The organism is Lachnoclostridium sp. An196, assembly GCF_002160135.1.
Lineage (GTDB): Bacteria > Bacillota > Clostridia > Lachnospirales > Lachnospiraceae > Hominiventricola > Hominiventricola avistercoris.
The window spans coordinates 36,552-62,125 of record NZ_NFJZ01000001.1 but is presented as its reverse complement, the minus strand read 5'-3'; the positions used below and the strand labels follow the sequence as shown (position 1 = coordinate 62,125).

At 50.2% G+C, this 25,574-nt stretch carries 23 protein-coding genes; 1 reads left to right on the top strand and 22 read right to left on the bottom strand.

Annotated elements, in window-relative coordinates; translation table 11 throughout:
• Positions 1-6: 6 nt before the first annotated feature.
• From B5F29_RS00255 to B5F29_RS00235, 5 genes are all read right to left on the bottom strand, one after another.
• Complete coding sequence (locus B5F29_RS00255; RefSeq protein ID WP_087152679.1) at positions 7-699, bottom strand: LrgB family protein; 693 nt, start codon at positions 697-699, stop codon at positions 7-9.
• Positions 696-1,055 (bottom strand): CidA/LrgA family protein, encoded by a 360-nt coding sequence (locus tag B5F29_RS00250; RefSeq protein WP_087152678.1) that lies wholly within the window; start codon positions 1,053-1,055, stop codon positions 696-698. The genes B5F29_RS00255 and B5F29_RS00250 overlap by 4 nt, the downstream gene beginning before the upstream one ends.
• Positions 1,052-1,507: a threonine/serine exporter family protein gene (locus tag B5F29_RS00245; protein ID WP_242955534.1), complete on the bottom strand. Its 456-nt coding sequence runs from the start codon at positions 1,505-1,507 to the stop codon at positions 1,052-1,054. The genes B5F29_RS00250 and B5F29_RS00245 overlap by 4 nt, the downstream gene beginning before the upstream one ends.
• A complete protein-coding gene (locus B5F29_RS00240) occupies positions 1,504-2,286 on the bottom strand; it encodes a threonine/serine exporter family protein (RefSeq protein WP_087152677.1) in 783 nt (260 codons plus the stop codon). Before B5F29_RS00240 ends, B5F29_RS00245 begins: the two co-directional genes overlap by 4 nt.
• A gap of 139 nt (positions 2,287-2,425) precedes the next feature.
• On the bottom strand, positions 2,426-3,421 hold the full coding sequence (locus tag B5F29_RS00235; protein ID WP_087152676.1) for an LCP family protein: 996 nt from the start codon (positions 3,419-3,421) through the stop codon (positions 2,426-2,428).
• Positions 3,422-3,577: 156 nt separating this feature from the next.
• Here B5F29_RS00235 and B5F29_RS00230 point away from each other — a divergent pair, with 156 nt between their 5' ends.
• The gene (locus B5F29_RS00230; protein ID WP_087152675.1) at positions 3,578-4,345 is read left to right on the top strand and encodes a polysaccharide deacetylase family protein; all 768 of its coding nucleotides are present in this window, start codon (positions 3,578-3,580) and stop codon (positions 4,343-4,345) included.
• A gap of 1 nt (position 4,346) precedes the next feature.
• Here the strand turns inward: B5F29_RS00230 and B5F29_RS00225 are convergent, their stop codons facing one another.
• The 17 genes from B5F29_RS00225 to B5F29_RS00145 form a co-directional block, all read right to left on the bottom strand.
• On the bottom strand, positions 4,347-6,248 hold the full coding sequence (locus tag B5F29_RS00225) for a DUF6020 family protein (RefSeq protein ID WP_087152674.1): 1,902 nt from the start codon (positions 6,246-6,248) through the stop codon (positions 4,347-4,349).
• Positions 6,242-7,081: a Cof-type HAD-IIB family hydrolase gene (locus B5F29_RS00220; RefSeq protein ID WP_087152673.1), complete on the bottom strand. Its 840-nt coding sequence runs from the start codon at positions 7,079-7,081 to the stop codon at positions 6,242-6,244. The genes B5F29_RS00225 and B5F29_RS00220 overlap by 7 nt, the downstream gene beginning before the upstream one ends.
• 14 nt (positions 7,082-7,095) lie before the next feature.
• Positions 7,096-8,154 carry a glycosyltransferase family 2 protein gene (locus B5F29_RS00215; protein WP_087152672.1) on the bottom strand — a complete coding sequence of 353 codons (1,059 nt, stop codon included), beginning with the start codon at positions 8,152-8,154 and terminating at the stop codon, positions 7,096-7,098.
• Positions 8,151-9,128 carry a glycosyltransferase family 2 protein gene (locus B5F29_RS00210; RefSeq protein ID WP_087152671.1) on the bottom strand — a complete coding sequence of 326 codons (978 nt, stop codon included), beginning with the start codon at positions 9,126-9,128 and terminating at the stop codon, positions 8,151-8,153. The genes B5F29_RS00215 and B5F29_RS00210 overlap by 4 nt, the downstream gene beginning before the upstream one ends.
• Positions 9,125-10,153, bottom strand: a complete 1,029-nt coding sequence (locus tag B5F29_RS00205; protein ID WP_087152670.1) for a glycosyltransferase family 2 protein — start codon at positions 10,151-10,153, stop codon at positions 9,125-9,127. The genes B5F29_RS00210 and B5F29_RS00205 overlap by 4 nt, the downstream gene beginning before the upstream one ends.
• Positions 10,153-12,741, bottom strand: a complete 2,589-nt coding sequence (locus tag B5F29_RS00200; protein ID WP_087152669.1) for a DUF2142 domain-containing protein — start codon at positions 12,739-12,741, stop codon at positions 10,153-10,155. Before B5F29_RS00200 ends, B5F29_RS00205 begins: the two co-directional genes overlap by 1 nt.
• Positions 12,742-12,822: 81 nt before the next feature.
• Positions 12,823-14,088, bottom strand: coding sequence for a CdaR family protein (locus tag B5F29_RS00195; protein WP_087152668.1), 1,266 nt, complete (start codon positions 14,086-14,088; stop codon positions 12,823-12,825).
• Positions 14,066-14,944, bottom strand: coding sequence for a diadenylate cyclase CdaA (cdaA, locus tag B5F29_RS00190; protein WP_143449095.1), 879 nt, complete (start codon positions 14,942-14,944; stop codon positions 14,066-14,068). Before cdaA ends, B5F29_RS00195 begins: the two co-directional genes overlap by 23 nt.
• Before the next feature lie 41 nt (positions 14,945-14,985).
• The gene (locus B5F29_RS00185) at positions 14,986-15,936 is read right to left on the bottom strand and encodes a hypothetical protein (protein WP_087152667.1); all 951 of its coding nucleotides are present in this window, start codon (positions 15,934-15,936) and stop codon (positions 14,986-14,988) included.
• Position 15,937: 1 nt separating this feature from the next.
• Positions 15,938-16,366 carry a hypothetical protein gene (locus B5F29_RS00180; RefSeq protein WP_087152666.1) on the bottom strand — a complete coding sequence of 143 codons (429 nt, stop codon included), beginning with the start codon at positions 16,364-16,366 and terminating at the stop codon, positions 15,938-15,940.
• Positions 16,367-16,408: 42 nt separating this feature from the next.
• The gene (locus B5F29_RS00175; protein WP_087152665.1) at positions 16,409-17,116 is read right to left on the bottom strand and encodes a ComF family protein; all 708 of its coding nucleotides are present in this window, start codon (positions 17,114-17,116) and stop codon (positions 16,409-16,411) included.
• Positions 17,106-19,331, bottom strand: coding sequence for an SF1B family DNA helicase RecD2 (recD2, locus tag B5F29_RS00170; protein ID WP_087152664.1), 2,226 nt, complete (start codon positions 19,329-19,331; stop codon positions 17,106-17,108). The genes B5F29_RS00175 and recD2 overlap by 11 nt, the downstream gene beginning before the upstream one ends.
• Positions 19,332-19,434: 103 nt before the next feature.
• On the bottom strand, positions 19,435-20,430 hold the full coding sequence (mreB, locus tag B5F29_RS00165; protein ID WP_087152663.1) for a rod shape-determining protein MreB: 996 nt from the start codon (positions 20,428-20,430) through the stop codon (positions 19,435-19,437).
• Between the two features lie 133 nt (positions 20,431-20,563).
• Positions 20,564-21,829 carry a peptidoglycan-binding protein gene (locus B5F29_RS00160; RefSeq protein WP_087152662.1) on the bottom strand — a complete coding sequence of 422 codons (1,266 nt, stop codon included), beginning with the start codon at positions 21,827-21,829 and terminating at the stop codon, positions 20,564-20,566.
• 100 nt (positions 21,830-21,929) lie between these two features.
• On the bottom strand, positions 21,930-23,864 hold the full coding sequence (locus tag B5F29_RS00155) for an NAD(+) synthase (protein ID WP_087152661.1): 1,935 nt from the start codon (positions 23,862-23,864) through the stop codon (positions 21,930-21,932).
• A gap of 1 nt (position 23,865) precedes the next feature.
• Positions 23,866-24,744 (bottom strand): Hsp33 family molecular chaperone HslO, encoded by an 879-nt coding sequence (gene hslO, locus B5F29_RS00150; protein ID WP_087152660.1) that lies wholly within the window; start codon positions 24,742-24,744, stop codon positions 23,866-23,868.
• On the bottom strand, positions 24,741-25,514 hold the full coding sequence (locus B5F29_RS00145; RefSeq protein WP_087152659.1) for a class I SAM-dependent DNA methyltransferase: 774 nt from the start codon (positions 25,512-25,514) through the stop codon (positions 24,741-24,743). Before B5F29_RS00145 ends, hslO begins: the two co-directional genes overlap by 4 nt.
• Positions 25,515-25,574: the final 60 nt, after the last annotated feature.

Sequence of the window (25,574 nt, the reverse complement as noted above, 5' to 3'; positions counted from 1 at the left end):
CAGTTTTCAATAGAAACCTGCAAACAATGAAGCTCCGATTACGGTCAGCAGCCCCGCCACCGCAATAGACAGGCTGCTCATGGCTCCTTCCACTTCTCCCAGCTCCATAGCCTTCGCTGTCCCGATCGCATGTGCCGCGGAGCCAATCGCAATTCCTTTTGCCACCGGTTCCTCTATCCTGAAAAGCCGGAAGACAGCCTCCCCGATCATATTCCCCAATACTCCGGTAATTACAATGACTGCCACAGTAATCGTGACGATGCCTCCCAGTTCCTCCGAAACGCCCATTCCGATCGCCGTCGTAATGGATTTGGGCAGCAAGGTAACATACTCTTCATGAGAAAGCCCAAAAACGGCAGACATAGCCAGAATGCTCACAAGACTGGTCAGCACCCCGGATAAAATGCCCCCAAGAATCGCTTTAAAATGTTTTTTCAGAAGCGTAATCTGCTCATACAACGGGACTGCAAGACAGACCGTCGCCGGAGTCAGCAGATAGCTTAAATACTGCGCCCCGTTATAATAAGAATCATAATCCACCCGAAAAATCAGCAGCATTCCAATCACGGCGGCTACTGAAACGAGTAATGGGTTAAAAATCGCCAGATGAAACTTTCTTTTCAGAAAATTCCCCAGTTCATAAGTCAGCACACTGACCATCACGCCGAAAAACACAGAACTGCACAGCATCTCTTTCATTTTTCTTTCCTCCTTTCGGCCCGGATGATCCATTGGGTCACAATTCCGCTGATTCCCATGACCAGGACCGTAGATACCGCCGTAATCACTGCTACTTCCGCGAAAATGCCGCTTAAGGCCCCCCAGGACTCCAGAAGTCCCACTGCCGCGGGGATAAACATCAACGGCATAATTTCAATCAGAAAACAGGAAACTTCCTTTACCTGATCCAGCTTTATCACTCCGGCCAACAGCGCCCCCAATAACAGAAGAAGCCCGTAGATCGACGCCGGAACCGGCAGCGGAATCAAGTATCTGCATACCTCTCCAAGAAATGTTATCAAAAGTATAATCAAAAACTGCCTGATATATTTCATATCGTCTTTTTCTCCTTTCGAAATCTTACGCGGAATATTCCCTGAGGAAGCTCAAAAACGAGCAAAATACTCAATACAATCGCCACCGCGATTTTCAGCGTCTGGAATCCTCTCTGACCTGCCAGTTCCAGTTCATTGACTACAATATAATAAGCAGTCCAGTAAATCCCCGCTCCCGGAACCAGCGGAAAAATCCCCGAAATCAAGAAAACTGTAACCGGGCATTTTTCTCTCACGGCAAACAGACGGGAAAGAAATACCACGACCACATTGGCGAAAAACGCGGCCAATGGTTCCGAACATTCCGGAAGCAGGCATTTATAGCAGATCCACCCGCAGCCGCCGATCAGACCGCAATATCCGTAATATTTTTTCGGTACCTGGAACAGCAGGGCAAAAGCTGCCGTTCCCCCGAACGCCGCCAGAAATTCCCATATAATTCTTCCGTTCACAGCATCGTTCCCCCTGTCAGATAATGATAAAGAGTCATGACCAGTCCCACTCCCATGGCTATGCAAAAGGTCACAAGCAGCGCATCCAGCATCCTGACCGCGCCGGCAATGTAGTCCTCATCCGCGATATCGCGAATCGCCGTTGTAAATGCTACTCCCGGAACCAGGGGAATGATAGAACCGATAATCATCTGCCCCAACTGATGACCAATTCCACATTGATACAACAGAATACAACAAAAAGTCACCAGAGCTCCCCCGGAGATATTGGATGCAATTTTAGAAAGCCTTCCCCTCACCAGATACAAAAGAAACAAGTATAACAGGAGCCCCGAAGCAAATGCCGCCGCGCTGTCCAGCCAGTCTCCGCCAAACAGGAAACAAAAACAGGCGCTTCCCACGCCGGAAGCCAGTACCTGACACAGCTTTGATTTTCCCGGCATATTCTGGATCTCTAAAAGCCTCTCCCTGGCCTGAGCAGGCGTATGTTTTCCCTGAACAATCTCTCTGGAAAGCTGATTCACTTCAGTCACCCTGTCCAGCCGGGCCGCGCTGAGCGGAATATGAAGAACCCTTGCAAAGTCTGCTTCTCTGTCATTTCCCGCCGTCAGGAAAATGCCGCTGCTCAACACAAAGGCATCGCTGGATTCTACCCCATATGCCTGCGCAATACGAAAAATCGTCTCTTCCACGCGAAAAATCTCCGCTCCGCTGGCCAGGAGAATATCCCCTGCAAGAAAGGCTACATTTAAGGCTTCTCTTTTATCTTCTTTTCCCATTTTAGTTCTGATCCTTTCTCAAACGGTACCATTATACTCATAAACAAATGAATGCACAACCCACTTTTTAACCTCATGATTCCCGCAAAAGACCGGTGCGGACAACGCGCACCGGTCTTTTGCGGTACAGAGCAAAAATCTACTTTCCGTATATTTCCGTCTGTATGTATTCTTTATTCGCTTCAAAATCCACTTCCAGAACTGCCATGCCTCTGATCGTTGCGTTCGAGTACGTTCCTTCCTGCGGGATACTTCCCTGAACCATCTCATAGGTCATCATGGCCGGCGCCTGCAGCAACAGGCCTCTGAATTCTGAACTTGTCAGATTGGTAGTTATATTCGACATTACGCCGTCGATCAGTTCGCTTCCGTTTGTCGCCAGCGCCAGCGGAGCCTTTTTTACCGCGGCTGCTATGACCTTCCTTTGTCTCTCCGTCCTTGCAAAGTCCGTGCCGATATAGCGGTTACGGCAGTATGCCAGGGCCTGAGGCCCATTCAGATGAATATTCCCGCTGAGGGATGTATCCAGGTAATCTGTACCTTCCGGCCTGCCTTCCAGCTGATTATACTCTACCAGATATCCGTTAATATACTGAACTTCTTCATTTGTCACATCCAGTTCTATACCGCCAACGGCATCTATCAGATTCGCAAATGCCTGGAAATTCACAAGCATATAGCGGTTTACCTCAATATCAAAGTTTTCCTCCAGGGTTTCCATCAAAAGCTCCGGGCCGCCGTAGGCATATGCGGCGTTTAAACGATTGCCGTCATGTCCCGGAATGTCTACATACATATCTCTCAAAAATGAAGTCAGATGAATCGAATTGGTCCTGCTGCTGATGGAGACTAGAATCATCGCGTCGGAACGCCCGCTTTCGTCATCTGTTCTGGAGTCATTGCCGATCAGGAGAATATTTTTTACACCCTCTTCTTTAAACGGCTCGCTTGACAAAGAATCTATTTCCTGATAATTTAACCTCCCATACAAAAAGCCGCCCGCCAGAAAGCCGGCTGCGCCAAGCAGCAGTACAAGTACAACCATGCATCCCAGAAATCCCCTGACAAACGGGTGCATTTTTTTCTTTTTGCGTTTCTTCTTTTCCGTCCCTTTTTCTTCACTTTTTATTTTCATATTTACAATCTCCTCGTATAATGCTCAAAAAAATAATGATGTATTATTATACCTCATTCTTTTTCTGTTTTCAATGAAACACGAGCCGAACAATTTGTCATGATTTTCTTAAAAATCTCATACACATAGAAACAAGAAATATCCTGCGGAGTATCTATGAAACACTTGTTCCTCTCAAAAGCAGGTATCCTTGCGCTCTGCCTGACTGTTGTGCTGGTTGGCACAATTTTTTTCGGAGAAGACACCGTTCCCGCCTCCGCCCTGGTTGAAAGCCGCAGACTCCCAATCTACTGCGTGCAGACCGAAGCGCCGAAAGTCTCCTTGAGTTTTGACGCGGCGTGGGGAAATGAAGACACCAACGATCTTCTCTCCATCCTGGCAAAGCACAACATTAAAACTACATTTTTCATGACCGGAGGATGGGTAGAATCTTATCCGGAAGATGTAAAAGCGATTTCGGACGCAGGACATGATCTGGGAAATCACAGTGAAAATCACAAGCAGATGTCCCAGCTGAGTGCGGAAGAATGCAAAGACGAGATCCAGAAAGTACACGATAAAGTCAAAGAGCTGACCGGCAAAGACATGTTTTTGTTCCGTCCTCCTTACGGCGACTATAACGACACGCTGATCGAAGCCGCCAATGGACTGGGATACCATGTGATTCAATGGGACGTGGACAGTCTGGACTGGAAAGACTATGGTGCGGACGCCATCGTGTCCAAGGTAGTGGATCATCCGCATCTGGGCAATGGATCCATCATCCTGATGCACAATGGCGCCACCTATACAAAAGACGCGCTGGAACAGGTCATCACCGGCCTCACAGACAAAGGGTACGAGATCGTCCCCATTTCGGAACTGATCTACACTGAGAACTACGAAATGGACCACGAAGGCCGCCAATTTGTAAACGGGAGCTGATTTAGCGCTCCCGTTCTCTTTTCTCTGTCAGGCTCTGCAGCACCATCGGCAGCAAATACGGAACGCAGAACATCACCGGCATGATATACCGGACCTGATAATTGAACGTGGGCGACGCCACGCATACCAGCAGCGCGACCAGCAGAGGCAGTGCGGAAAGCAGGTATTTTTTCCGTCCGGAGCCGATCCACACCGCTGCCGCCAGAATCGTCATCCAGGATACAAAACCGGCATTTTCAAACCAGTTGACGACCGGTACTCTTGACAACAGTTTGGCCACACGCTCCATCACCTGGCGCACCCCTGCAAGTTTCTCCGGCTGCACAATCTCCCAGCGGATTTCCTGCCCGTCGATTGTGGGCGTCATCAGGTAATTATGGGCGTACCCTTCCTGATAAAACCAACCATAAGCATTGTTCATCGTAGCTTCCACCGCGCTGCCCGGGTGCTTCAGAAGCTGTCGGAACCACACGCCAAAATAATCCAGCAGATCCCCTGTCGCCTCCGCGTGATAGGTATATTTCACCGGATCGGATGTAATCGGGTCATACAGCTCTGCCAGATTCTCATAATCCAGCACCTGTCCTATGATTTCCGCCTCTTCCTCTGTCACTTCATCCCCATAATCCCGGACATATCGCGCCGTCTGTTGGAACGGGATAGACAAAGCTTCTTTCGGGCCGTTGTCTGTCACTCCGCAGGCAGGCAGCAGGACCTTCTGATAACCGGCAAAAAGCAGGAGCGGCAGCAGAACTGCCGTCATGATCCGGATACAGTTCGTCCGATGCCCGTTCCATAAAATCCGGAACACATATACCGCCACGGCGATGCCGGATACCAGAATTAAATAGAATCCTTCATTCCGGTTGCAGGCCACTCCCATACAGACCAGAACCATGCCAACCATCTTTTTCCAGGAATACACCTCGTCCGCCCGAATCGTCCGCACCAGTTCGTAGAGCAGCAGCACCAGGAAAATTACGCACGCTGTATAGGGGACATCTTTCTCCACGATTGTAGATTCCATCGGGAAAAACTGTACAATACAGATAATGGCAAGCGATGCATAGCGGATCATGTACGGAGTCTTCCACCGTTTCATCAGAACGAACCCATAAGAGAACGCCGACAAAAGAAGAGCGAGCTGCAATACCAGATTCAGGAAAAATCCAAGCGTATACGAATGTATCAGATTGCCGAGCTGCATGATCAGACTCATGGTCACCGTATGGAACGGCGGGTAATAATTGTTAATGTCGTTCCAGTAAAACTGCCTCATTTCCGCCAGCGTCTCCGGCATGGCGGCTCCTGGGAATTTCGCCAGGATATACGGCGCCCAGAACAGCAGAATCACCAGAAAGGGTCCCCAAAACGCATGCTTTTCAAAGATCCACTCCGTTGCTTTCCACGGTCTCGCATTTACGCCCCTTTCAGAGGCCATTCTGCAGATCCGGTAAAGAAACTGGCTGTAAATTCTGGAGAACAGGAAATAATATCCCGCCATCATCAGTGCAGATACCAGAAGATGGAATGTATCCATGAAAATTAAATCCCATGAATTGGTATATCGGAAGCTGTAACCGAACACCAGAAAAAATGCGGTCAGTGCCGCCGGCATCCGGTATGTCCACCGGGAAATCTGCGTATCCCATTCCTCTCCGGCTTTTTGAAAAAAGAAAAAAATAAAAAACGCAAGCAGCGCATCCCGATAGGTAAACACCGGAAGCAGATACTCCAATTTTTTTATGTATCCCGCCAGCAGATTCCAGAAACCGCCTGCAGCCGCTTCGGCGCTGATCTCACTCAGATCTGTATTCAGCGATATCATCAGCGCGAAACAGGCGAAAACAGCATAGATCCAGTTTCTCTGCCTGCCGATACATTGGCCCAGCTTTTTCAACATATTCCCATCCTTTCCAACTCCCGGATCACCCCGTCTTCCTCCACAGATTCACAGACCCGGTCAGCAATCTTTTTCACTTTTTCATCCGCGTTTCCCATAGCGACTCCCACTTCTGCCATTTCAATCATCTGATAATCGTTCATGCTGTCTCCAAAAGCTATCGTGTCTTTGATATCTGCTTTCAGAAGGTCCGCCGTCCGCCGTACTGCCGTACCTTTATTGTCTTTCAGCGAGATCAGCTCCCCGTTGAAGAAATCACCTGATCCGGTCTGGAACAGCGCCATATAAAAATCATCTTTTAACTCTGATTCCAGCTTTTCCAGATATTCTTTTCCCCACAACATAAAAGTCACTTTAGGGATCGGCGTCTGATCCGGATCCCACTCCTCGAAGCTCCGGACATTCTTTTTCTGCCGGAAGAAATTTCTCCATCGTACCATCTCAGGATTAAGATCTTCGGACGCCACCTGATCCAACAGCAGCTTTCTTCCATAGCCGCATACATACATGTGGTCATAGCCTTCCAGCACATAAACCGCTCCAAATCCTTCCAGGAGCCTGCTGGCCTTCCGGATCTGCTCCACTTCCAGAGAACCGCGGTAGACATTCTGTCCATGAATCCAGATATCGCTTCCGGCGCTGGCGATCACCCCGTCCCATGTCAGATCGTCCAGTTCCGCGGGCAGCACCGACACAGCTCTCCCTGTACAGATAAAGATCTGATGCCCCCGGTTGCGGGCCCTCCGGAGTCCTTCCATAACCTCCCGACGGACAACCATTCCCGGGATCAAAATTGTCCCGTCAATATCCAGAAATATCAATTTCCGTTCCATTTTTCTCTCCTTTATCACTGCATACGGGAAAAGATCCGATAGTAAAAAGTAAAGAATATCTTTGTAACCAGATAGCAGCTAAACGCCATCCCGTGTTTCATCATAAAAATATAAAGCCTGACAGATAATCCTATCCTGTCCATCGTATGATTCCGCAATGCCTCCTGCACGGAGGCATCCCGGCACATGGCACTTACATTTTCCAATACTTTTCCCAACGGGTCCCGACGGTTTCTCCAAATCTCGTTTTTCACTGCCATAACCGCCAGACTCAGAAAATCGTTGCGGATCTGAGGCCGGAAATCATAGACTCCTTTTTCGTCAGAGATCTTCTCCATCCGTTCGCGAAGCAGTTTAATCTTTTGAAGATATGCCGGATCGTGTCCGCCAGTCATAGAAGCCATATTGTACCAGTAATGGTACGGATAATAATCCGGGACCGCGCAGATCCCCCGGGCATCCAGCACTGCGGCGAAGACCATCTGCAGGTCCTCTCCTACCGTCACCCGTTCATCCCACAGGTCCAGGTTGCGCTCCACCAGCTCTCTCCGGAACAGCTTTGTCACACGGGAAGGCTGGATCGTTCTCCCGATAAAACTTCCGTCATTCAAAAGGACCGGAAAAAGGGCTTTCAAATCCGCGCTGTCATAAAACGGCTTCTCCATCCGGTTCGTCTCCCGGCGGGGAGGATATCCCGGATCCGCATAGTCAAAAACCAGCCCCGCCATGGCGATATCCGCATCTTTTTCCTCCAATGCTCCCGCCAGCCGCTCATACATGTCCGGATCGATCCAGTCATCGCTGTCCACAAATCCCAGCAGCGCTCCTTCCGCATGACGCACTCCTTCTTTCCATGCGGAAGTAAGTCCTCCGTTCCTTTTGTGTATGGTCCGGATATTGGAAAATCTCCTGCTGTAGTCGTCGCAGATCGCCGGACAGCTATCCGGCGATCCGTCATCCACCAATATTATTTCTATATTTTCATATGTCTGCGCCAGAATACTTTCCACACAGCGTCCCAGCACTTTTTCCACGCCGTAAACCGGCACAATTACACTGATCTTTTCTTTCATCCCGGCTCCTGTATCCTGCTCAGAATTTTTTGATAGACTCCCGGTGAAATACGAAACAGCCGGTACCCCGTCCGTGTTTTCCAGGGAAGCTTGCGGATGAACGCCGCTCCGTCCTTCTGATATTTCTGCAGGCGTTTTTTTAAGTCAGCCTGCAGCGTCTTTGAGCTCTCCACATCCTCCGTACAGCGAAAATAAAAAGTGATGCATGCGTCGCATAGCTTTCTGTACGCTGCCGGAAGCAGATTTTCATATCCGTGATCCGCGAAAAAGCAGATCCTCTCCTCATGGGCAGTCATCCAGTCCAGTCTTTTCCGCGAAAACACCGCCGTAATGCTCCCTGTATTTCCTGTGTAGTATCCATACAACGCGCGGTCCAGAAAAGCCAGTTTTTTCCCTGCATGGAATAACCGGTATGTCGTTGCCTCGTCTTCATGAACCCTGCCTTCCGGGTATCGGATACCGTCAAATAAATCCTTTCGGTATAGTTTGTTCCATGCCACAACAAAACAAGTCGCTTCTTCTTCCGGACCGTAGAGCTGGGTCATCAGGCTCTCTCCCCGATAGATTTTCCAGACCTGATTTTCTCTTTCCCGAAGTCTTTCTCCCTGTACATAAGAAAATTTGCACTGCGCAATCGGACACCCGGTCTCCTCTGCAAGCGTGTACAAAGATTCGATAAAGTCCTCCGTTACATAATCGTCCGAATCCACGAATGCCAGATATTCGCCTGCTGCCGCGTCGATTCCCGCATTCCGCGCTCCCGAGAGTCCTCTGTTTTCTTGATGAATAACCCGGATCCTCACATCTCTGGCCGCATATTTCTCACAAATCTCCGGACAGTGATCCGGAGATCCGTCATCCACCAGAATAATCTCCAGATTTTCATAAGTCTGCGCCCTCAGACTGTCCACGCATCTTGGCAGAAATTCTTCCACCCGGTAAACAGGCACAATTACACTGATCAAAGGTTTCATCTCTGTCTCCTCCTGCGCATTTCATGTACAATCGTCACCACTGCACGGCGAAGCACACATAAAGCATACACGGTGCGCGGCATATCCCGTTTCAGAAAAAACCACAGAATCCGGTAATCCGGCAGCGAAAGACATGCTTCCTTACCTCTCTGCCTCACCCAGGAATCTCCGGCACACATATGAATGTATTCTCTTTTTTCTTTCAAACTCAGACTGCGGTCCGTCGGCAATTTCTCACATTCATCCAGAATCTCGTTCATATATCGGGTAAAAATTCTTCCATCCGGTCTGGTCTTCCACCGTTCTTCGTAGAAATGTTCCGTCTCCCGACATACCATTTTCGCCAGTTCCAGACGGTCTTCCCTCTTTCGGGAAGAAAGAGTCGTTTTCTGCTCTTCCTGTATATAAAAACAAAGAGCTTCCGGAACCACTGTGATTTTCCGGCATCTTCTCAGATACTCCAGGTTAAAGAGCAGATCTTCTCCCAGGCTGAGATCTGTATCGAATTTTCCCAGCCATTCTCTGCGGAAAAGCTTGTTCCAGGGCATATTCAGATAACTCTTTTCATACAGAGAGAGAAACGGCTCCGCGAAAGCTTCCATTGCCCAGGTTCCGGACAGCTCCGGAACTTTCCTGATATCCGTTCCGTCATACAGATGGTGAAACCCGCATAATACCAGATCGCTGTCCTCCAGCCGCTGCGCGGAGGCCATCTTTTCCAGATAAACTGGTTCCACATAATCGTCGCTGTCCGTAAACAGCAAGAATTCTCCCCGCGCGGCACCAATTCCCGCATTTCTGGCCGCGGACACGCCCGCGTTTGTCTGATGTATTACACGGATCCTGGAATCCCCACCGGCCAGTTCTTCACATTTATCGCCGCTTCCGTCCGTGGAACCGTCGTCTACCAGAATCAGTTCCAGATCACTTCTCGATTGTCCCAGCCAGGAAGCCACACATCTTTCCAGCGTATCCAGAGCCTGATAGACCGGAATCACCACGCTGAACCTCACATCTTCATTCATTATACCATCGTCACCTGTTTTATCACATACATAAGGGTCAGGAGCTGCCCTGTCACGGCAGCGGACACAATTCCTCTGTCGATCCTGCGCCTGAGCAGAATAAATTTGTTTTTGCACGCAGTCAGCAGGACCAGCATAAACGGCAGGAAATATCTTCCCTGAACTCCCTCGATAGACACATACCCCATAGGCGTCCACTGAAGCAGCATCCCCAGAAGAATCAATCCTGTACTTCCCGCACACAGCAGAAACATCCATGCACGCTGTCCCTTGCAAATCTGTATCTGGCTTCCTTCCGTGTCGCAGACAGACAGGAACAACAGGAACCAGAACAGCAGAACCACTATCACGGACGTCTCGATCTCTACCCATCCCAGCTGATATCCGACCAGAGACTCCAGATAAAATCCGCCTTTGTCAAAAACAGTATTGACCAGCATATAAACCAGTTCTATCGGATCGTTCAGAAAATATCCCAGCGTATAACCAGTCAGATATTCCGCTCCTCCCCCGGTCTCCACCACGCTGGTCTGCGCTGTCGTCGCCATAATCCCGGTCACTACGCTCAGGTTTCTCATAAGGAATCCCACCAGAGGAATTCCCAGCAGCGCAATCATGGCCATGCCTTTTTCCTTTTTGCCCCGGTAACGTACCACAGGAATCAGCAACGGAAGGAGCGCCAGCGGAAAATAGCTTCCGCTTTTGCAGTATATCAGGAACAGGGCCGCGAGTTCCATCAATATCATCTGTTGTCCGCTTATCTTCTCTTCCGCAAATATGGCCCGGATACACAGACAGCTATAGAAAAATACAATTCCGTGAACCATGGCGTCATGGGAAAATGAAGTGCACTGCTGCATATTAACCGGCAGAAGCGCAAGCACAAAAAGCGTTGTCTTGCCGAACGGAAGTCTTCTCATCCCTGCCCAGGTCAGGAAAGCAAACGCGGCAAGATTCAGATACCGGGCCAGCAGCAGCATAGGAACTGTCCCCCATCCCAGAAGACGCGCCAGTGTCATCCCCGCCACTGCGGGCAGATACAGAAGGATACTTCCCTCAATATTGCTGTTTACTTCCGCCTCCACCATAGTATCATCCGACACTTTGGAAAACATGCCATGATAAATATTCCGGTAATTCCGAAACGACGGCGAGGAAGTAAACTCCATCTCCGCGTCATCCGCCCGCTTCAGACATGCGGTGTCTCCAAGGGATTCATATCCCAGCACATCGTTGCTGTAACGGTATGCCATATCGATGTGTTTCTCTTCGTCCGGCACCATATACGGCGTCAGCATCACATTGTATATAAGGCCGAAGAACAGCACTGTCACCAGGAAAACCGTTTCCAGACGCGCCTTTTTCACAAAGGTCACATACCAGAAAACACACAGGAATCCTTCCACTCCCAGGAACATGAAAAAGAAAAATCTTTTGAGGAATATATTAAAATACAGATACGCTCTTACACAGATTCCCTCGCTGCTGCTCATGATCTGAAGACCGCTGTCCCAAAGCTCTTCCGAGAAAGTCAAATCAATGCGGTATTCATGATCAGACACCCCGCTCTGCGAATTTTCAAACAGCAATCCCACATATTCTCCCGAAATAAACTGGGAGGCCTGAATATCTGTCTCACACAGGACTTGTCCCAGGGTCAGGTCCGTCACGACCGCATGCATGCTTCCCTGGTCCAGGGTTACTCCGTCCTCCAGATAAAACCTTACGCCAAGCCCGGTCAGCAGTTCCTCCCCCGGTTTCACCTTCTGACTCACCACAGATGTGGCTTCTGTCACCGGTATCAGCTCGCCGTCCGCCTCCAGAACCGTTACCTGTTCTGTAGTATTCTGGGCAATCCGGATTCTGGTATCATACAGATAATAAAAAAGCAGGGCCCCCAATACCACTATACATAACAATCCTGCTGCCTGCCGTCTGTTCGGTCTGGGAAATCTTTCTCCGTCTTCCGGCGATTTCTGTCCTTTTTCCTTTCGGAATGAAAAACCGTTCGCCGCGTAAACTCCGAGACCTCCCAACAGCAGAAGCACGCCCACAGCCAGAGGCTGCCAGACGCGGTGAATCCGCACCGTATAAGTCAGATTATATACAAGACTTTTTTCCTGTCTGACACCATCCAGATATGCTTCTCCCGGCGTCACGGTATTCTCGTTGAACCAAAGAGAAGGACCTCTCGCAGCCGCGTCTGAACTTATGCATACCCTCAGTTCTTCCGGCGGAGTATCCAATTGCACTGACAGGAACTGCACGTCCCCTATCTCTGACAGGAGAAAATCCCTCCCTCCGATGACAGTGTCTCCGTCAAATGCCATGATCCGGAGATATCCCTCCGTAAACTGATACCCTCCGGATGAAAAGAAAAACCCGATCTCTTCCGCCGTATCCGCAGGGGGCTCCAACACAAATTCCAGAACCCTGCCTGCTGTCAGTTCTTCTGTTCTGCTGACCATATTCGCCTGATTTGCCCCTTCCAGCCCCAGAGATCTGGCGCTGGTCACCGGATACGCGATCCCTGCCGCCGTGATCAGCAGACAGCAGACAGCCCATATCAGTAAATGCTTTTTACCCATGCAAGACTCCTTACATAAATTTCTTTTTAAGCAAAAGACAGGGCTTTGCCGCCAGAGCAGCAGAACCCCGCTTTATTCAGTCTATTCTTCTGTTCTCACCAGACGCACTGTGATCTCAGGGGTATCCGAACATGTATAACCGTCCGGAACCGTTACCGTCACCGGCACCGTATATGATCCGGCTCTTGTACAATCTGCCAGATCTGCAGTAAGCTGGATACTGTCCTGTGTCAACGCGGCCAGATCCGCCGGCAGGCCGCTGACCTGTATCGTCACATCCCCGCTGTCTTCCGCATCCAGTTCCAGTCCTTCCTGTATATTGGCGAAATGAATCTGTCCCGGGACGAATGTATAACTTGTGGTCTCATACGGTATGATTTCCATCCGTACCACAATTTCCCTCTCATTCTCATCCGGAATCCGGATCCCGTCAGGCAGATACTGACTGATGTCCACCGTCTGCTCCACGCTTCCGGTCTGTCCGTCCGGATTCAGCGCCTCCGCCGGAATATCCAGATTCAGTATCGGCCGGATATTAGACTGTTCCCCTGCGATCGTCACCGTCTGAGGAGTATAGGAAATAGCCGACAGTCCATAGCCTTCCGGCGCCGCCTGGCTTACGTCAAAGCTGATCCCCACTTCCTTTGTATTCAGGGTCGTCACCGTCACCTGGAACGGCTGATCTTTCTCCGCGTATTCCAGATAAGTGTCATCCATCTCGTCTCCATTTCCATCGATCAGTTTCAGCGTGCAGGTGCGCACCGCCGTTCCTGTGATCCCGGCGATATTGACTTCGGCAACCACTTCCCGGATTTCATCCACGGTAGATTTCGGACCGGTGATCTCCACCACCGTCTGTTCCGGAGTCAGCGTACCTACTTCCAGTCCGTCGCTGGGTTCGTTGGTATATCTGGTCGTCACTTTAAACTGCTCTGTCACCGACTCTTCGATGCTGACCAGCACATTGGAACGGCTCTGGTCTATGCGCTCGATGGCATCTTCCGTACGTGCGTTTCCTCCCACATAGCTCACAGAAATGCTCACCATGCTGTCATACCGCAGATCCTTCTGCACATCTGCCGTCGCCCTGAAATCTGATGCCTGAAGGCGCCCCGCCACAGAGGTGCGGGCATATACCGTCAGATCTACGGTATCCGTACCTTCCACGACCCGATATACCTGCCCCTGATCCGCAAGTATATCCGCATTAACAATGTCAACTTTTATGTTTCTGAAAGAAACGTCTGTTATGGGATCATCGATATTTACCACGATCAGCCACAGAACCATGGCTGCCGCTACGGAAAGCAATTTCAGCAGCAGGTTATTGAGCAGTTTTGTCTTCATGTCCGCCACGTCCTTTCCACAGTCTGAGCACCTTTCTTTTTTTCTCTCCCGTCTTCGCCTGAAGGGCGCGAAGCTGTTCCCTGAGCTGTTCCTGATTGAGGTTGCGAAGCAGACGCCCGCTTTTTGCCACAGAAACGGATCCCGTTTCCTCAGACACCACAACCGTCAGAGAATCGCTGACTTCGCTCACCCCTACGGCAGCCCGGTGTCTCGTTCCCAGTTCCTTACTCAGAGTCATATTGTCTGATAAAGGCAGATAACAGGTGGCAGAACGGACTCTGTTTCCTGCCAGAATCACCGCTCCGTCATGCAGCGGTGTGTTTTTTTCAAAAATATTCAGAAGAAGCTGACTGGACACAAGAGAATCCAGCGAGATTCCTGTTCTGTCGTATTCCTGCAGGCTCACACTTTGTTCGATTACTATAAGCGCGCCTGTTCTTGCCTTGCCCATCTCAAAACAGGCTTTGACCAGTTCCGACACCGTTCGATCCGTCATCCCTTCCCCCGCTGTTTTGGGGCTGTCAAACGGAACAATCGTTGTAAGTATATTTTTTTCTCCCAGCTGTTCCAGCGCACGCCGAAGCTCCGGCTGAAACACGATGATCAGCGCTGTGATACCAAGACTGAAAAAATTCTTCGCAATCCACAGAATTGTGTCCATGTGAAAAATTGCCGCCACTGCCAGAAGTGCAAGCACCACCGCAAATCCTTTCAGCAGCGTCCAGGCCCGCGTCGATTTGATCCAGATCATGATCTGATATATGATAAAAGACAGGATAACAATCTCCGCCACATCCGTCCAGGTGACGTTCAGTGTATTCCAGTCCAGGTATTGCCTTATTTGATCCAGACTCATTGTCCCACATCCTTTCTCAGGCAGTCTCTGCGATATGGCTGTCAGCGTCTGCGGCGGGCATTTCTTCCGCCGGAACTGATCTTTTTCACTTTCTTCTCCGGTATGGCGATCGACATTTTGGGCACCGCTTTCACATAATAATAATACTCGTCGTCTTCAAACTGTGTATATTCTGTACGTGAATAGTCCACACTGAATACAAAAAACTCCACTGCCACGGCAATCGCCAGAGCCACCAGCGTTCCCAGCACCAGCGGGAGAATCTCTATGGAGATCGACATTATCAGTGAACCTACCAGAAACAGCACGACATTCACCACAGCCCCGGCTCCAATCGCCAGATACCATGCGTAATCCATACTCATCCGCCGAATAGCGTAGACGACCATGAGCGTCACCGCGAATACCAGAATCGTCAGCAGAACCGTCTTATTATTCAGAATGTTTTCCACCAGGTAAGCAAGACGTGAAACCACTTCTTCCGACTCAGGGTTCGTCAGCATCGTAGTATTATTCTTCATATAGAAAATCAGATAATAAATCACCGTTCCGCATGCCACCGGCACCGCGCATACCGGACCTCCCAAAAGGCCCATCACCAGCGGAATCACATACGGAATATTCAGAAAAAACGCCAGCGGTGTTATCACCAGCACATAGCCGTATCCCGGCGCCACCCGAAAGTATAACGCATACATAATAAAAAGCAGTCCTGCCGCCATAGCGAACACCTCAATGGACAGCGCGAAAGCATGCAGGCAGATCAGCAGCGCTCCAAATAATGCGATCAAATTTACGGGAAGAAAAGCGCATAGCAGCGCCAGCAAAAGAGAAACTGCCGGTCCTGCGGCCCTTTCCATAAACCCGATCTGACCGTTGATCGTAAAAAACACAGCCAGCGCCAAGAGAAATTTCAGAACCGGAATAATGTAAGTATCGAATTTGGAATAAAATAATTTCAAATGCTGTTTTAATTCTAACAATGATGTCATGTTACGTTTCCTCCGTCATATTTCCCGGAGCCGGGTTTTTTTCCTCCTGCTCGTAAATCTCCAATATCTTCTGGAGCAGGCGTCCATAGGATGCCGCGCATTTTTTGGCTGTTGTGTAACGAAAAGAACAGACCCCGTACAGAATACAGGAATAAACCGCCACAGCGCAGACGTACAGCAATATCCATGTCAGGCCAAAATTTCTCAAATCCATCTTATGGAGATTATCCAGCAAATATTCCATGTTGCAGAACGCCCATAACGCCGCGCAAAGCCCAAAGCTGACCGTAGCAAAAAACCAGCCGGAAAGAAGCTGAAGGCTGATATAATCATGCCGGAAATACCCGGCAATTTTTAACTTTTTCTTTGTCTCTTTTGCCTCGCACAAAGAGGCCTTCGTCATCAATACCACTTTTTCCTCATTAATCATAATCCGCAGCCCTCATCTCATTTACATCATAGTATAACACAATTAATTGCCTCTTCCAACACAAATGCACAAAAAATATACGGAATCGGCCCCTCCCTCCCGGAGTATCCGGGCTGCTTCGTCTACGGTGCTTCCGGTTGTATAAATATCGTCTATCAATATCACTTTTTTATAAGGAAGAGTTCCTTTTCCAAGCGAGAAAGCCCCTTTCAGATTGGCTGCTCTTTCTTCCCGGTTCAGTTCCTTCTGTACACGGGTCTTCTTTACCCTGAACAAAACCCCGGCATCCGCAGGAATACCTGTCCTCTTAGACAGTTCGCGCGCAAGAAGCTCTGCCTGGTTAAAACCGCGCTTTCTCCTGCGGGACGGATGCAGCGGGATCGGAATAAACGCTTCTGCTTTCCAGAGCGCGGCCTCTCTGCCGCATTTTCTCAGAATTTCTTCCGCGTAAAATGACGCGTACTCCCGGCGGCCTCCATATTTAAACCTGGAGACAGACCTCCTCATAATCTCATCATACACAAAAGGCGCCCTTCCCTGTCGGAAAACATGTTTCCCGGACGCGCAGTCCCGGCAGTATTCCTTTTCCTCCGCATACAATGGTTTTCCGCATTTTCTGCAGGACGGCTCCCTCACATAGGGAAGTCTCAGCCTGCAGATTCTGCATATACGCTCCCCCCTGTCCTCTACCACGTCATGACATACAGGGCATCTTCTCGGAAACAACAATCCGATCAGGTCAGCTTTCAATCCGCTCTACCTCCTGTATTCTTCCCAGCAGACCGCTGTAACGCGCCTGCTCGCTGCCATTGGCAATCATCATCTGAAAAGTTTCCTCACTGCCCACCAGCGTTACGCAGGATCTGGCGCGGGTAACCGCCGTGTAGAGAAGATTCCGGTTCATCAGCATCCTCGGGCCGGTCAGCAGCGGGATCACCACGGCGGGATATTCACTTCCCTGAGACTTGTGAATCGTCACGGCATATGCCAGCTCCAGTTCTTCCAGCTGCGCAAAGCTGTATACTACAGTCCTGTACTCGTCAAACAGCACCTCCACGGTCTCCGACAACAGGTCAATACTGCGGATCACACCCAGATCTCCGTTGAAGATCCCTGTACCTTTATCTACTGCAATACCATAACGGTTTCTTGCTTCCCACTCAATCTGGTAATTATTTTTGATCTGCATCACTTTATCGCCTTCCCGGAATACTCCCCGGATATACTCTTTCTCTGTCTTCTCCGGCGAAGGCGGGTTCAGATATCGCTGCAGGATCTCATTCAGATGCTCCACCCCCAGAACGCCTTTCCTCATCGGAGTCAGAACTTGAATATCGTAGGGCTTCGCGCGGACATACGGAGGCAGCTTGTCCTGAACCAGAGCCAGCACTACCCGCAGGATCATATTAGGATCCTGTCTCTTAAGGAAAAAGAAATCCCTGCTCTTATTGTCAAGAATCACCGGCTCACCCCGGTTAATCTTATGGGCATTCACTATAATATCGCTCTGACTTGCCTGGCGGAATATTTTGCGCAGCATCACCACCGGATACTTGTTCGACCGTATCATATCCTTAAGCACGCATCCGGGGCCCACACTGGGGAGCTGATTGATATCTCCTACCAGGATCAGCCGGGTTCCCACGCTTACCGCCCGGAGAAGCGAATGCATCAGGAAAATGTCCACCATAGACATCTCGTCAATGATGATCACATCCGCTTCCAACGGATTATCCTCGTTTCTTTCAAAGGAAGCCTGTCCCTGATCCTCTCCGGGAGCGCCGGACAATTCCAGAAGCCGGTGAATCGTCACCGCTTCATATCCGGTAGCCTCTGTCATCCGCTTTGCCGCCCTCCCGGTTGGCGCAGCCAGCAGTATCTCCATGCCTTCCGTTTCAAAATACCGGATAATCGTATTAATCGTAGTGGTTTTCCCTGTGCCGGGGCCGCCCGTAAGAATAAGCAGACCGTGTTTTACCGACTCCAGTACGGCCATGCGCTGCATCTCATCCAGTTCAATTCCCGAAGCATGCTCAACCTGTTCCAACTTTTCCCGGATCTCTTCCTCCTCCATCCGGCAGGTAAGATTCAGATCATGGAGCATTCTGGCCGTATTTAATTCCATATAGAAATACCGGCTGTAGAACACCATGACCATCCCGTTGTCTTCTCTCATCACCAGTTTCCGATCCATGCACAGATTCATCATCTGTACCTCGACAGCACTTTCCTCCACCCCCAGAAGCTCCGACGCTCTCCGAAGAAGAATATCCTGCGGAAGACAGGTATGTCCATCTCCCGCAGCCTGCTGCAGCACATAAAGCAGCCCGCTCCGGATCCGATAATCTGACGACGTATGTATTCCGATCCTCGACGCGATCTCATCCGCCGTGCGAAAACCGACCCCGACGATATCGTCTGCCAGCCGGTAAGGATTTTCCTGTACGATCTGATAGGTGCGCGGCCCGTATTCTTTATAAATCTTCACCGCAAGCTGCATGGAGATTCCATACTGAGTCAGAAACATCATCGCCTGGCGGAGTTCTTTTTTTTCCTCCATCTGCTCCGAGATCTCCATTGCTTTCCGCTCGCTGATTCCTTTTACTTCCGCCAGTCTCTCCGGTTCTTCTTCAATAATCCGAAAAGTATCTCCTTTAAACCGCCTGACAATCCTGGCTGCCAGGGCCGCTCCGACCCCTTTGATCGCTCCGCTTCCCAGATAGCGTTCCATCGCCGTCTCATCCTCCGGAGCCAGAATACAGTATTCTTCCACCTGCATCTGCTCCCCATACAGGGGATGCTCTTTCATTGTCCCTTTGACCTGCACCAGTTCTCCTTCTGACAATACGGAAAATATCCCCACACAGGTCAGTTCCTCTTCCTCCGACACAAGCTGAAATACTGTATATCCATTTTCTCCGTTTCGGAACACTATATGCTCCACGTATCCTTTTCGTATTTCCATATTGCTTTAACCAAAAGGACATGGCACTCCCGCCATGTCCCCACATCATTTTTCTATTTCATACTTCCCTGCCCGCGTCCCCGGACCCTGCCGGGTCTGTCTCTCACTCTTCGTGATGGCTGCCGGACAGGAACTCCACAAACTTGCCGGTTCCGATCGCCACACACTGCATCGGTTCTTCCGCTGTCATCGTATTGATACCGGTCTTGGACTCCAGAAGTTCTTCCAGCCCGCGCAGAAGTGCGCCGCCTCCGGTCAGCACGATTCCTCTGTCGGCAATATCTGCCGTCAATTCCGGCGGAGTACGCTCCAGCACGCTGTGAACCGCTTCCACAATCTGAGCCGTCGCTTCTTTCAGCGCTTCTTCCGTCTCTTCGGAAGTGACTGTCACCGTCTTCGGCAGGCCGGTCACCAGATTACGCCCGCGCACATCGATGCTGTCCACCTGGGCTCTCGGATAGCAGCTTCCCACTTTGATCTTGATGTCCTCGGCGGTTCTTTCTCCAATCAGAAGGTTATGTTTCTTACGCATATAACGAACAATGGCCTCGTCAAAATCATCGCCTGCGATCTTGATCGACGTACTGACCACAGTGCCGCCCAGAGAGATCACCGCGATATCCGTTGTGCCGCCTCCGATATCCACAATCATATTTCCGCAGGGGCGGGAAATATCAATCCCTGCTCCAATAGCCGCCGCGATAGGTTCCTCAATAATAAAAACCTCCCGCGCGCCGGCCTGATAAGTCGCATCCTCCACTGCCTTTTTCTCCACTTCCGTAACCCCGCTGGGCACACAGACAGCGATTTTAGGCTTTCGGAAAGTTTTTTTGCCGATTGCTTTCTGAATAAAGAACTTCAGCATCTTCTCAGTCACCGTATAGTCGGAGATGACCCCCTGCCGAAGCGGACGCACCGCTACAATATTCCCCGGAGTACGTCCCAGCATCAGACGTGCCTCCTCTCCGATTGCTTTGATTTTATTTGTATCTCTGTCGAATGCTACGACAGACGGCTCTTTCAACACAACGCCCTTGCCTTTGATATACACAAGAATACTGGCTGTTCCCAGGTCAATTCCAACATCGGTTCCTGCCATAATACGTTCTCCTTTCGTTCTTTCCATCTATTTAAAATACAGCATTTTCATTCATTCTCGTATCAAAGCGCGTTTTTACGTACTCTGACTTGTTACATTATACCCAATATTTCCAGAAAAAGAAAGGGGGTATTTAATTTAATTCTGCGATACGCGAAACGCCTACATAGATCTCCGAAATTTTATACCAGGTGCGGTAATCTACGATTCCTGTCACCGGCAGTCCGAATACTGCCTGAAAATCTTCTACCGCGGCACGGGTGGCCGGGCCAAAGATTCCGTCTGCGGCAATCCGCGGAAGAGCCGGATATGCTTCCGCAATCATGTTAAGCTGTTCCTGCATCTGCTGTACCTTTGCGCCGGCAGATCCTTCCGTAAGATCATACCCCGGCCAGGATGCGGGAACTCCGGATATCTCCATCGCCGTATTGATATAAATACTGTCTCCATAATAATAGCGAAGGATCTCTATCGCGCTGTACCCCTGTTCTCCCAGACTTTGCGACCCCCACTGACTGAGCCACTCCGGACAGGACACCCGTCTGCCGTCGCAGTACTGTGTCAGAATCGGCTGTTTCACGTTCGGCCTGGAAAGATAATTTCCAAACATTTCGTCAACCACATTGGAAATATTCTGATAAATATTTCTTCCGTAAATCCACTTCTGATCAAACGCCGTGGACGAAGTGATTGTAAAGTCATATCCTTTATTGCGGTACCATTCTGTATAGACACGGTTCAGCGTAAATGACATGATCGCCAGAATATTGGCGCGGACCGCCGCGTCTGTCCAGGTGGCGTAAATCTCGCTGGACGCCACATTCTTGATATAATCCCGGTATCTCACCCAGTAATTCTGCGCGCTGGCATCTGTGGGTGCCCCGTCATGTACGATCACATACTCCGGAATCACAACCCGGCTCAGCACAATCTCTCCGGTCTCTGATACCGGTTTTATCTCCGATTCCGCGATTTTCGGCGGATAATCCCCATAAAGGGTATGGGGGCCGATGACAATCCGGTCAAAAACGCCTCCTCCTGCGGATGATCTCAGCCGGATCTCCTGGATCGCCGTCACCCCAGGCAGGATCTCTGTTCCTTCCACTTCCGCGTCTTCATAGCCGGCCGCCTTCACCTGCACGGTATATTCCGCATATGGCTGAGGCTCTGAAAACTGCGTACTGTATTCCAGATTCGGAGCCGGCAGTTCGATCAGTTCTGTCATACCGGATTCATTCGTTATAAACCGGCGTACACTGCTCTCTGGATCTCCTTCATAAGAAATCATGACTTCAGCCCCCGCGACCGGTCTGCGGGAGCCCTCTTCCACCAGCCGCACCTGCAGGCGGCCTGTCTGAACCGGCAGCGCCGGTTCGTTTGCAAATTCATTTTCAGGCATAAAAAGACCTCATTTCTAAATTATTCCATAACAGTTCAAGCCGTCCTGAACGGTTACATTATTTCTATAATATATGAATGAGGCCTGTTTTAATTCCTTTTTAGTCTGTATCTTTTTCCATCAGTTTATTCATGCAGCCCAGCCACAGCCGCGCGGAAGCGTCGCTGGGCATACGCAGATCCCCTCTGGGCGACACCGCCACAGTTCCCACTTTGGGGCCGTCCGGCAGACAGGACCGTTTGAACTGCTGCGCGAAGAATCGTCTGTAGAAAGTATTGAGCCATTTCAGAATCACCTGATCTTCATATTCGCCCCGAAACGCCGCGCGCGCCAGATAATAGATTTTATCCGGAGCGAAACCGAAACGCAGCATATAATACAGGAAAAAGTCGTGCAGTTCATATGGCCCGACCAGATCCTCCGTCCGCTGAGCGATCTTGCCGTCTTTGGGGGGAAGCAGTTCCGGGCTGACCGGCGTGTCCAGGATATCCAGCAGAATCTCCGAAAGTCTGCTGTCTTTACAGGTATCCGCGCAGTACCGTACCAGATGGCGGACCAACGTCTTGGGAACTGACGCATTGACGCCGTACATGGACATATGGTCTCCATTATAGGTAGCCCATCCCAAAGCCAGTTCCGACATATCTCCGGTTCCGATCACCATGCCGCCCAGACGGTTTGCCGTATCCATCAGCACCTGAGTCCGTTCTCTTGCCTGGGAGTTTTCATAAGTTACATCGTGCTTTTCCATGTCCTGTCCGATATCACGGAAATGCGTGGTCACCGCTTCCCGGATGTCAACTTCCATGAGGTTCGCCCCCAGTCTCTTCGTCAGTTCGCAGGCATTCGTATATGTCCGGTCTGTGGTTCCGAAGCATGGCATGGTTACCGCTGTAATACAGTCACGGGGCAGGCCCAGAAGGTCCGCTGCCCGGGCAGTCACCAGCAGAGCCAGCGTAGAATCCAGCCCCCCTGAAATCCCGATCACCGCGCTTCTGCAGCTGGTATGCTCCATGCGTTTTTTCAATCCCATGGACTGGATTGACAGGATCTCTTCACATCGTTTCTCCCGTTCTGCCCGGTTGCCGGGGACAAATGGAGCTTTATCCACAAAGCGGTCCAGTCTTCCCTTCTGCGGGCAGATGGCAAATGTAGAAACCTGATATCTGCCTTCATCATATATATTATCAAATGTAGAGACTCTGCGGCGTTCGCCGGTCAGCCGTTCCACATCTATCTCTCCATAGATCGTCTCGTTGCGGAACCGTTCCGACTCCTTTAAAAGCGTACCATTTTCACAGATCAGATGATGGCCTCCAAATACCAGATCCGTGGAAGATTCCCCTTCTCCCGCGCTGGCATAGATATATCCGCACACCAGATGTCCCGACTGCATCCGGATCAGATCCCGGCGGTACGCGTCCTTTCCGGTAATCTCGTCACTGGCGGACAGATTCACGATGACCGTGGCTCCGTGCATGGCATGGCGGATACTGGGCGGATTCGGAGTCCATACATCTTCACAGATCTCGGCCGCCACCTTAAGCAAGGGAAAACCCGCGCAGACAAAAAGCTGATCCGTTCCGAAAGGAACCGCCCCCCACTCCGGCAGTTCCAGAACGCGGCATCTTTCCGGTGCTTCCGTAAAATGACGTCTTTCATAGAACTCACTGTAATTGGGCACATGAGTCTTTGGCACAAATCCCAGTATCCTCCCGTCCGAGAACACCGCAGCAGTATTGTAAAGTTTTCCTTCCACCTCCAGAGGCATTCCCACGAAAAAGAGACCGTCCATTCCGTTGCTGGCTTCCACAATCTCCTGAAGCGCCTGTCTGGCCCCCGTCAGGAGAAGGTCCTGATGAAACAGGTCTCCGCAGGTATATCCGGTGACGCATAATTCGGGAAATACCAGAATCCTGGCTCCGTTTCCATGAGCCTCTTTCATCAGACGGATAATCTCTTCCGCATTGTATTCCGTATCCGCCACCCTGATTTTCGGCGCAAGCGCCGCAGCTTTCACAAATCCGTACTGCATCTTATCTGCTCCTTTTTATGATTCTCTTCAAATCTTCCATGCTGAACTCATATGCTTTATTACAGAAATGACATTTGACTTCCACCGGCTTCCCTTCCTGAATCATCTCTGCAATCTCTTTCTTTCCTATGCTGACCACAGCTTTTTCCACCCGTTCCCTGCTGCAGTTGCAGAAAAACTGCAGTCCTGTTTTCTCCTGGAATTCCAACTCGAGTCCTTCCAGCAATTTTTCCAAAAGTTGTTCCGGTGTATCTCCCCGATCCAGACAGGCGGTCACCGAATCAATTCCCGCCAGATTTTTCTCCAGCTTTTCGATGACCTCTTCTTCAGCAAACGGCATGAGCTGAATCAAAAATCCTCCTGCGCATCGCACCGTATTATCCCTGTTCATCAATACGCCCAGTCCCACCGAAGAAGGCGTCTGTTCCGAGCTGGCGAAATAATAAGTCAGGTCTTCCGCGATCTCTCCGGTCTGCAGCTCTGTCTGTCCCGCATAAGGTTCTTTCATGCCCAGATCACGGATCACGCTCAGGATCCCGTGCCCCAGCGCGCCTCCTACATCCAGTTTTCCTCTGGCGTTGGGCGGCAGCATCACTTCCGGATGGTTCGCATACCCTTTTACATGTCCGTGAGAATCTGCCGTCACCACCAGACCGCCGATCGGGCCGTCGCACTGAATCTGAAGTGTCAGCAGATCATCTTCTCCTTTCATCATAGCTCCCATCATGGCTCCCGCGCTTAAAAGTCTTCCCAATGCCGCCGTCACCACCGGGCTGGTATCATGCGCTCTCCGTGCAGTCTCCACCGTTTCGGCAGACGTCACCGCAAACGCGCGGATCTGCCCTTTGGCCGCCGTCGCCCGCACTATATAATCGTTCATATCTGTTCTCCTTTATCCGTCTTTTCTCTCTGACAGATCACGTAGATCCGTTCTGAATCTTCCCTTGCCGGTTCTCTGGTAAACGCGTCATACATATGCAGCAGTCGGAGTCCGGAACGTTCCACCAGATTTCGTACCGTATCCAGGCTATATGCCCTCTGATAGTGTGTCTCTTCAAACTTTCGGTAAATATCTTCTTTTTCTTTTACAAAAAGCGTCAGCTGGTATTCGTTGATTCTTTGAGCTTCATCATAATAGTTTTCCCAGATAAAGCTTCCTTCCTCCCTGTTTTCCGCAATAGTCTGTTCTCCCAGAATTTCCCTGTATTTATATTCTGTATTCAAATCAAAAATGAAGAGGCCGTCATAATCCAGGTAATTGTATGCCGCCGCGGACAAAATGTCCAGAATCTCCTCCTCTTCCAGAATATAGTTCATGGAATCACAGACGCATACGATGGCCCGAACCGTTCCGTACAGTTCAAATTCCCTCATATCCTGGCAAAGATATAAAATATCATGGCCGGACGCTTCCTTTTTTTCCAATGCTTCTTCCAGCATTTCCTCCGACTGGTCGATACCAATCATATCATATCCCGCTTCGGCCAGCAGTTCTGTCATGGTCCCTGTTCCGCATCCCAGATCGAGCACCAGCCCGTCTTCGACCCCATATTCCCGCAGCAGTCCCGTAATATATTCGGCCCACTGCTCATATGGGACATTGTCCATAAACAGATCATACACTTCCGCGAAACCGGTGTACGCCTCCATAGTCTCCTCTCCTTTTCCGGTCATGACATAAAACGAGGGTCCGAAGGCCCTCGTTTATCT